The sequence below is a fragment of the uncultured Granulicatella sp. genome, assembly GCF_938030755.1.
Taxonomy (GTDB): domain Bacteria; phylum Bacillota; class Bacilli; order Lactobacillales; family Aerococcaceae; genus Granulicatella.
This window is the reverse complement of sequence record NZ_CALHIF010000011.1, coordinates 1-7,522: the sequence shown is the minus strand read 5'-3', so window position 1 is coordinate 7,522 and position 7,522 is coordinate 1. Positions and strand designations below refer to the sequence as shown.

The following is a 7,522-nucleotide window of genomic DNA, read 5'->3' as shown; positions in this document are numbered from 1 at the left end:
ACAAAGCATGAATCAATTCTTTATGTATGTCCTACTCTGTAAGGATCAAACCTTTTATACCGGCTATACCGTTGATTTAGAAAAAAGAATCGCAACGCATAATGCTGGTAAAGGGGCCAAATATACAAGAGTGAGAACCCCCGTTACACTGCTCTATGCTAAAGAATTCGCCACAAAACAAGAAGCGATGAAAGCAGAAGCAGCGTTCAAAAAGTTCTCTCGCCCCAAAAAAGAAATATTTCTACAAACGATTGGGGCAAGTATCACTCGTCCAGTGATTATCTATTTAGAAGGAGACAAGACAGATGAGACAAAAGAGTTATCGGACTGAAGGAATTGGCAAGCTTTTCCTTGTCCCTACTCCCATTGGAAACTTAGAAGATATGACATTCCGCGCTGTAAATACTCTACGCGATGTGGATTTAATTCTAGCCGAAGATACGCGTCATACACAAAAGTTACTTAACCACTATGAAATTGAAACTCCGCAAAAGAGTTTCCATGAACATAATACGCAAGAACGCATCCCTCAAGTGATTGAGTGGCTCAAAGAGGGAAAAATGATTGCACAAGTGAGCGATGCCGGAACCCCTTCAATCAGTGACCCTGGCTTTGAACTAGTTCAAGCCTGTGTCGAAGCCTCTATTCCTGTTATCCCGCTTCCGGGAGCGAACGCTGGGATTACAGCTTTAATTGCCAGTGGACTCGTCCCTCAGCCTTTTTACTTCTATGGATTCTTACCACGAAAGAAAAAAGAAAAAATCGAGGCATTAGAACAGTTACGCACTCATAGCGAAACCGTCATCTTATACGAATCACCGTTTAGACTAAAAGATACGTTTTTAGCTATCCAAAACGTGTACGGGGAAAATCAACCCGTTGTTCTCTGCCGTGAGTTAACCAAAAGTTATGAAGAGTTCATTAGAGGTACTGCTTCTGAACTTGTTCTTTTACTCCAGGAAGAAGAACTGAAAGGCGAATGTTGTATTTTGTTTGGTCATAAAAATCCTACTGATGTGACAACGGCACTATCTGGAAGTGCTGAAGAGAACACTCCCGATGCTTCTCTTTCGATTACTCAACAAGTGGAATGGTTTATGGAGCAGCAACAGTTATCACAAAAAGAGGCCATCAAAGCTGTTGCAAAACATCTCGGTCTCAAAAAACAAGACGTCTATAAGGAAGTTCATTCTCAGTAGAATGCTTCAACAAAAATACCGCCCAAGCACACACAACACGCTTGGGCGGTATTTTATACTACGATAAATTTAAATACATTGAAAGCTGTCATTAGAAGAAGAACGATCATGAGTCCTAAATAAAGTCTTTCAACCGTTTCATGGGTTAATCTTGCTTGAATCTTCGTTCCAATCCAACCACCTAGCACAGCAAATATTGCAATTGCTAGAATGATAAAGGAGACGGAATGATAGTTTTCAAAGTCATAAATCACTGTTGTCATCTTCATCATTTGTGCAAAGAAAATCATCACAATCGAATAGGCCGCAGCTTCTTTTGCTTTCATGGAGAAGAAGTACACCAATAAAGCAATATTGAGTGGTCCGCCTCCGATTCCTAGATAGACAGAAATGATTCCAACGCATAGACCAATGGAGATAATGGCGATTAAATTCGAAACCGTTAATGTCTGAATCTTCTCTTTGTTCAGAGTGAATAAAATAATTCCCCCTAATAACACAAACAAAATGACGGATTGAGTGATGCTAACAAATTGATTTCCCATCATTTCAACCGCTTGGAGAAACACAATATCTCCTATTTTTCCACCGATAATAGAACCGAATGCAAGTCCAAATACAATGTATTTATCCACTTGAAAACCTAATTTACTTCTCTTGTAAATAGAGACTAAGCACATGGTAAAGACTGCCACCGTAGAGTACACACTAATCATACTCGTGGTGTCCATTCCCACAACATCAAAGGCTGGTTTGATGATAATCCCACCACCTAATCCGGTTATGGCTCCAATCATTGTGGCACATAAAACAATGATGCTATAAATAATGAGTTGCATTTATTGCCCTCCAAGCGTTCGAATACATCTAAATCCTAAATGACTCGATGTAGAATCCCAAGGAGATCCATTTCTTGCTGCAACACGGTATCGATTGCAATAAGAACAATGACATAAGAACGAGCCCCCTCGAATGGCATACTCTACCTCAAGATTTAGAGGCGCTTTGGCATTTGCTTCGATATCTTCAAAAGGAATCCCTCGATGATTTATGCACCACTCCCATACATTCCCAATCATTTGATATAAGCCGTATCCATTAGGTTCAAAACTCTTTACAGGAGCCGTTCCTAAAAAGCCATCTAGTTCACTATTTTGATTTGGAAACTCTCCTTGCCAAGTATTCGCATGGAATTTCTCGTCTTGTTCAAGCTCTTCTCCCCATGGATACTGAGTAGACGTCCCACCACGAGCAGCATATTCCCACTGTGTTTCGGTTGGAAGCCCAGCTCCAGCCCACTCACAATAAGCCAACGAATCTTTAAGAGATACATGAACAACTGGATGATCTAATATTTCCTCAATCGATGACTCTGGTCCAAACGGATGCCTCCAACAAGCTCCAGGTACCAATAGCCACCAAGGAGAACCAGATACATGAGAATAGTCTTCTCTTTTCTCTGGAGACACAAGCAAATGAAATACGTAAGAATCCCCGTTGAGTTCTGCTGTTGTTTGATAGCCTGTCTCATCTACAAATCGTTTAAACTCTTCATTCGTTACCGTCGTCTCAGCCATTTCAAACGCTTGAACTTCTTTTGTCACGCAAGGAGATTCGTGATCTTCAATAAATCCTCTATTTTCAGCATCTCCCATTTGGAAAGTGCCTGCTTTTAAAGGAATATAGTTCATGCTACTCTCCTCCTTTTAATGTAGACACAATTTTCTCTAATGGAACTGGGCAAAGTTTGCCCTCTTGAACAAATCCCTCTTCTCGTCCTTCCAAATAACGAGCAAGTTTCACTTTAAATTCGTGAATCAATGAAGTATATTTTTCTTCTGCAATCAGATTCCATTTTTCATTTGGATCTTCCGTCATATGGAATAATTGGAACTCATTGGTTACAGGGAACCAGATAAATTTCCATTCATCGGTTAAAATATATTGACTCGAATCAACCCCTAGGCTATGTTCACCATGGAATTCATTTCGCCAACCTGCAAATTCACCAAACAATAATTGACGCACACTCTTTCCGTCAGTTTGTACGGTATTGCCTGTTGCTAACTCGACAAGGGAAGGGAATACGTCCTGAATCTTGATGAGCTGTTTGACACTCTTCTTAGTCCCCGCAATCAAATTACCTGGGTCGAAAATGAAAGCAGGAATCTTGATACTTCCTTGGTATGGATATCCTTTTCTGAATAAATAGTGTTCCCCTAATTGATCCCCATGATCACTCACAAACCAAAAAATCGTATTTTCTAATAAATCAAACTCTTCCACAGCTGTTAGGAAGCGACTTAATTGATTATCGATATGGGTGATTAACGCATAATATGCAGCAATCATTCGCTTTTGAGCATCTTTAGGAATTTTTCCACGTTTTGCATAGAGACTTGGAATTTTTTCTTCCAATTTTTCCCAGTTTCCGATATGTAAATCTAGGTTTTCATCCAGCTTTTGCATATATAAATCAAAGAAGTATTGAGGAGGATTTAACGGCGCATGAGGTTTCTCAAAAGACATCTTCAAGAAGAACGGAACGCTTGGGTCACGTCTCTTCAAGAAGCGAATGCTCTCGCTGACAATCCAATTCGTTGGATGATATTTTTCTGACCAATCAAAGGGACGAACATCCCAAGAATTGCAGTTTGCTCCATCATCAATGATATCCGCATCGCTTCCAAGTTCTTTTTTAATCCAGTCTAAATAATCACTCGAATGTTCAAACGTTTCCCCATACGCTTTATTGTACTTACGGTCGACATGTAAGTAGCCATCATGTAAGAGAACATGATCAAAGCCTAATCTTTTACGACTTGGATATACATGCATTTTCCCGATACATTCTGTTTGATACCCTAAATCTTTAAAGGTTTGAGGGAGCGTGTTCGTATAGTTCCAAGGAACTTCATCCTCATAGCCCACTCGACCATTAGAAGCTTGATCCATCCCTGTTAAAAGGGCTGCTCTTGCCGGTACGCAACTCGGTACTGGTGAATACGCATTTTCAAAGTTATAGCCCATACTCGCCATCATGTCTAATGTGGGTGTAACCACTAAATCATCTTCACGGTTCATCGACAATGCATCGGAACGCATTTGATCTACGACAATTAAGATGACATTTGGTTTTTTATCTTGTTTTACCATTTTTTATCCTCCATCTATAAAACAAAGTCACTCCTATTATAACAAAAGAGCCTATCCTTCGATAGGCTCTCTTGATGACTTTATTGGTATTTTCTATGACTATCTTGCTTTCTTCCAAGATTTAATGTTCACCAAATAAGATTTCGGTGCAAAACATGCAATTCTCGTCATTTTCTCTACGTTTTCCATAATATAAATTACAAATATGGAACCCTTGATTATAAATATTCTCTAAATTAATCACAGATTGACTACGTTCTTTTTTCTCAACAACTTGATTCGAGATGTGCGTGCTTGAATTCATCGCATCCAAACGATCTTTCAAGTGGTGATTTTCCATAATCAAATTATGATTTTCTTCTATGACCTTTTGTAATTCCAAAGAAATCTGCTCTAGCTCATGCAGTTGCAATAATGTTTGTTTCGTTAATTTTTCGATTCGATCATATAACTGTCTATTTGGCATTCACGCACCTCCTCTTTCTTCATTTTGGGATTTGTAAAACCCATTGTTCTAATACGGCCTGAACTCCTACATTGGATTGTATTTTGGAGAGAGCCTTTGTCATTTTTTCATGTTCTTGAATCCATTGCTTCACACTCAGTTTTCCAGCAATAGTTCTCAGAGTCGCAATCTTATCACTTTGAATCAGTTGTCCTTCTAACCCTTGCGCACAAAGAAGTGCATCTCGTATATAAAGTTGCAATAACGTTAAAAATTGCTCACTTTCCACTTTAGAAACTAACAGCGGAAGAACTTGCGATTGAATCGTAATAAAAGCCATCGCTCGATTCGTAAAGATACGAACAAACCAATTCCAACTTTCTTGACGGATTTGTCCAAAGCTTTCACTTTCCAATAATAATACAGCTTGTTCTGCACTATTGGTCAACTGCGATACTAGCTGAGCAGTCGCGTTAGAAGCCCCTTTCTCCTTTAAAAGACCATTCACTATGTCCTCGTGATTGGATTGAAACCTGATAATTTGACAACGAGATTGAATGGTAATGAGCACCTTACTTAATTGCTCCGTTAATAAAATAAAGTGAATATTCCCTGTTGGTTCTTCTAAAAATTTTAGTAAACTATTGGCAGCACCTGGAGTCAATGTATCTACCGCATGAATCACACAAATAATCGCACTAGATTCCATTGCTGTTTTCGTTAATTGTGTCTTTAAGGAACGGATTTGATCTACTTTAATCGTAGTCCCTTCTGGCTCCACAACAATATAATCGGGAAAGTTTCCATGCTCAATTCGCAGACAATGTTCGCAAACCTGACAAGCACCTTCTCCAACGTTTCGATTCGTACAGTTTAGTATTTTAGCAATTTCTTTCGCCATTTCTGATTTTCCAATCCCTTTTGCTCCTTCGAACAAATAGGCATGGCTAAGTTGCCCATTATCAATTGTACGAATAAATGCTTCTTGCTTCTTTTTCATCTTAGAAACGTAAGAATGCGTCTACTGGTAAAACAAATACCGTAGCCCCACCTACTCGAACAGAAACAGGTGTAGCAATTGCGCTATCTAACATGCTATCAATATGAACAGGAGGAATTGTCATTTGTTCACGTGATTGGCAGTTTTCTTTAATGATGTCTAATGCTTCATCTACTCTTTCTTCTTCGATACCGATCAGGAAAGTCGTATTTCCTGCACGTAGGAATCCCCCAGTTGTTGATAAACGAGTCGCACGAATATTAGCTTGTGCGAACTCATCTCCTAATAAGTGTGCATCTTTATCTTGTACAATAGCAATTAATAATTTCATTTTTCATTCTCCTATCTTGTAAAATAATTTGGGTAACGTTCTACTAACACTTTGAAACACTCATTAACCACTTCTTCAATCGTTTGAGTCGCATCAATGGAAACCATTCTTTCAGGATATTTCTTTAGTAATTCTAAATACCCTTCTCGAACCATCGTATGGAAACTCAAACCTTCTTGGTCTAATCGGTCAAACTGACGATTGCCTCTTGCTTTATGAATTCGCTCTAAACCAACTTCGGCAGGCACATCTAAATACAGTGTCGTACTCGGCGAAAGTCCATCTGTGGCAAATCGATTCAGTTCAGCTACTTCCTCTACTCCAATCCCACGAGCAACCCCTTGATACACTAATGAGCTATCTACAAATCGGTCACAAAATACAATGTTCCCTTTTTCCAAATTCGGTAAAATACGATCTTTTAAGTGCTGACGGCGTCCTGCTGCATATAAAATGGCTTCTGTTCTTTCGTCCATTTCGGTATTATTCACATCCAGAATCACTTTTCGAATATCTTCTGCGATTCGACTTCCACCAGGCTCTCTTGTTGAAACGATATCCACTAAGGCATGTTTTTGTAACAAAGGAATCAGTTGATTGATGACTGTTGTTTTCCCAGCACCATCCGGCCCTTCCATTGTAATAAACAATCCTTCCATAGTTATCCTCCATCCCTTTCAATTTCTTCTTTTTATTATACGCTATTTTCCTCCTATAATAAACCAAATTCCCATCAGATTTCCATCCTACTTTCTTCGCAAGATACAATATTAAAAAATAGCACTGTGATTACTTTGAAGAGTTATCGGGTTCTTATAGTAGCAGTAATGGGAGTCAGGATCAAAGGTGAATGAATGGGGATTAGGAATTTATTCCTTACTCCCATTATGAATTTAGAAGGCGAGAGACCTTGGCTCGAACCGGTCCCCTTTTATCCTCCTCCACCATCTCCCTTTCTTGGCAAGACACAATATTTAAAAGCACTGTGATTACGGAGAAGAGTTATCGGGTTCTTATAGTAGCAGTAATGGGAATCAGGATCAAAGGTGAATGAATGGGAGTTGGGGATTTATCCCTTACTCCCATTTTGAACTTTGAAGGCGAGAGACTACAGGCTCGAGCCGGTCCCTTTTATCCTCCTCCACCATCTCCCTTTCTTGGCAGGACACAATATTTAAAAGCACTGTGATTACGGAGAATCCTTGCTAGATTCATATAGTAGCAGTAAAAGGAAAAAGGATTAAAGGTGAAATAATGGGAGTTGGGGATTTATCCCTTACTCCCATTTTGAACTTTAAAGGTGAGAGACCTTGGCTCGAACCGGTCCCTTTTATCCTCCTCCACCATCTCCCTTTCTTGGCAGGGCAAAATATTTAAAAGCACTGTGATTA

9 protein-coding genes are annotated in these 7,522 nt (G+C 39.3%); 2 read left to right on the top strand and 7 right to left on the bottom strand.

Annotated features, from left to right (window positions below; genetic code table 11):
- Positions 1–7: 7 nt before the first annotated feature.
- A complete protein-coding gene (locus Q0594_RS01035; RefSeq protein WP_298729148.1) occupies positions 8–331 on the top strand; it encodes a GIY-YIG nuclease family protein in 324 nt (107 codons plus the stop codon).
- Positions 306–1,199: a 16S rRNA (cytidine(1402)-2'-O)-methyltransferase gene (gene rsmI / locus Q0594_RS01030; RefSeq protein WP_298729147.1), complete on the top strand. Its 894-nt coding sequence runs from the start codon at positions 306–308 to the stop codon at positions 1,197–1,199. Before Q0594_RS01035 ends, rsmI begins: the two co-directional genes overlap by 26 nt.
- Before the next feature lie 53 nt (positions 1,200–1,252).
- Here rsmI and Q0594_RS01025 read toward each other — a convergent pair whose 3' ends face one another.
- The 7 genes from Q0594_RS01025 to tmk form a co-directional block, all read right to left on the bottom strand.
- Positions 1,253–2,038: a sulfite exporter TauE/SafE family protein gene (locus Q0594_RS01025; protein WP_298729146.1), complete on the bottom strand. Its 786-nt coding sequence runs from the start codon at positions 2,036–2,038 to the stop codon at positions 1,253–1,255.
- On the bottom strand, positions 2,039–2,890 hold the full coding sequence (locus Q0594_RS01020) for a formylglycine-generating enzyme family protein (protein ID WP_298729145.1): 852 nt from the start codon (positions 2,888–2,890) through the stop codon (positions 2,039–2,041).
- A 1-nt stretch (position 2,891) separates the two neighbouring features.
- Entirely contained in the window at positions 2,892–4,355 is a 1,464-nt protein-coding gene (locus tag Q0594_RS01015; RefSeq protein ID WP_298729144.1) for an arylsulfatase, read from the bottom strand.
- Positions 4,356–4,476: 121 nt separating this feature from the next.
- The gene (locus Q0594_RS01010; protein ID WP_005607192.1) at positions 4,477–4,821 is read right to left on the bottom strand and encodes a DNA replication initiation control protein YabA; all 345 of its coding nucleotides are present in this window, start codon (positions 4,819–4,821) and stop codon (positions 4,477–4,479) included.
- Between the two features lie 19 nt (positions 4,822–4,840).
- Positions 4,841–5,800, bottom strand: coding sequence for a DNA polymerase III subunit delta' (holB, locus tag Q0594_RS01005; protein ID WP_298729143.1), 960 nt, complete (start codon positions 5,798–5,800; stop codon positions 4,841–4,843).
- Between the two features lies 1 nt (position 5,801).
- The gene (locus tag Q0594_RS01000) at positions 5,802–6,131 is read right to left on the bottom strand and encodes a cyclic-di-AMP receptor (RefSeq protein WP_298729142.1); all 330 of its coding nucleotides are present in this window, start codon (positions 6,129–6,131) and stop codon (positions 5,802–5,804) included.
- Between the two features lie 11 nt (positions 6,132–6,142).
- Positions 6,143–6,790 carry a dTMP kinase gene (tmk, locus tag Q0594_RS00995; protein WP_005607195.1) on the bottom strand — a complete coding sequence of 216 codons (648 nt, stop codon included), beginning with the start codon at positions 6,788–6,790 and terminating at the stop codon, positions 6,143–6,145.
- Positions 6,791–7,522 lie beyond the last annotated feature (732 nt).

What these genes read in the sequence shown, in the direction of transcription:
- rsmI (WP_298729147.1), top strand. Translation starts at nt 306, where the DNA reads ATGAGACAAAAGAGTTATCGGACTGAAGGAATTGGCAAGCTTTTCCTT.
- Q0594_RS01010 (WP_005607192.1), bottom strand. Translation starts at nt 4,821, where the DNA reads ATGCCAAATAGACAGTTATATGATCGAATCGAAAAATTAACGAAACAA.
- Q0594_RS01015 (WP_298729144.1), bottom strand. Translation starts at nt 4,355, where the DNA reads ATGGTAAAACAAGATAAAAAACCAAATGTCATCTTAATTGTCGTAGAT.
- tmk (WP_005607195.1), bottom strand. Translation starts at nt 6,790, where the DNA reads ATGGAAGGATTGTTTATTACAATGGAAGGGCCGGATGGTGCTGGGAAA.
- Q0594_RS01000 (WP_298729142.1), bottom strand. Translation starts at nt 6,131, where the DNA reads ATGAAATTATTAATTGCTATTGTACAAGATAAAGATGCACACTTATTA.
- Q0594_RS01025 (WP_298729146.1), bottom strand. Translation starts at nt 2,038, where the DNA reads ATGCAACTCATTATTTATAGCATCATTGTTTTATGTGCCACAATGATT.
- Q0594_RS01035 (WP_298729148.1), top strand. Translation starts at nt 8, where the DNA reads ATGAATCAATTCTTTATGTATGTCCTACTCTGTAAGGATCAAACCTTT.
- Q0594_RS01020 (WP_298729145.1), bottom strand. Translation starts at nt 2,890, where the DNA reads ATGAACTATATTCCTTTAAAAGCAGGCACTTTCCAAATGGGAGATGCT.
- holB (WP_298729143.1), bottom strand. Translation starts at nt 5,800, where the DNA reads ATGAAAAAGAAGCAAGAAGCATTTATTCGTACAATTGATAATGGGCAA.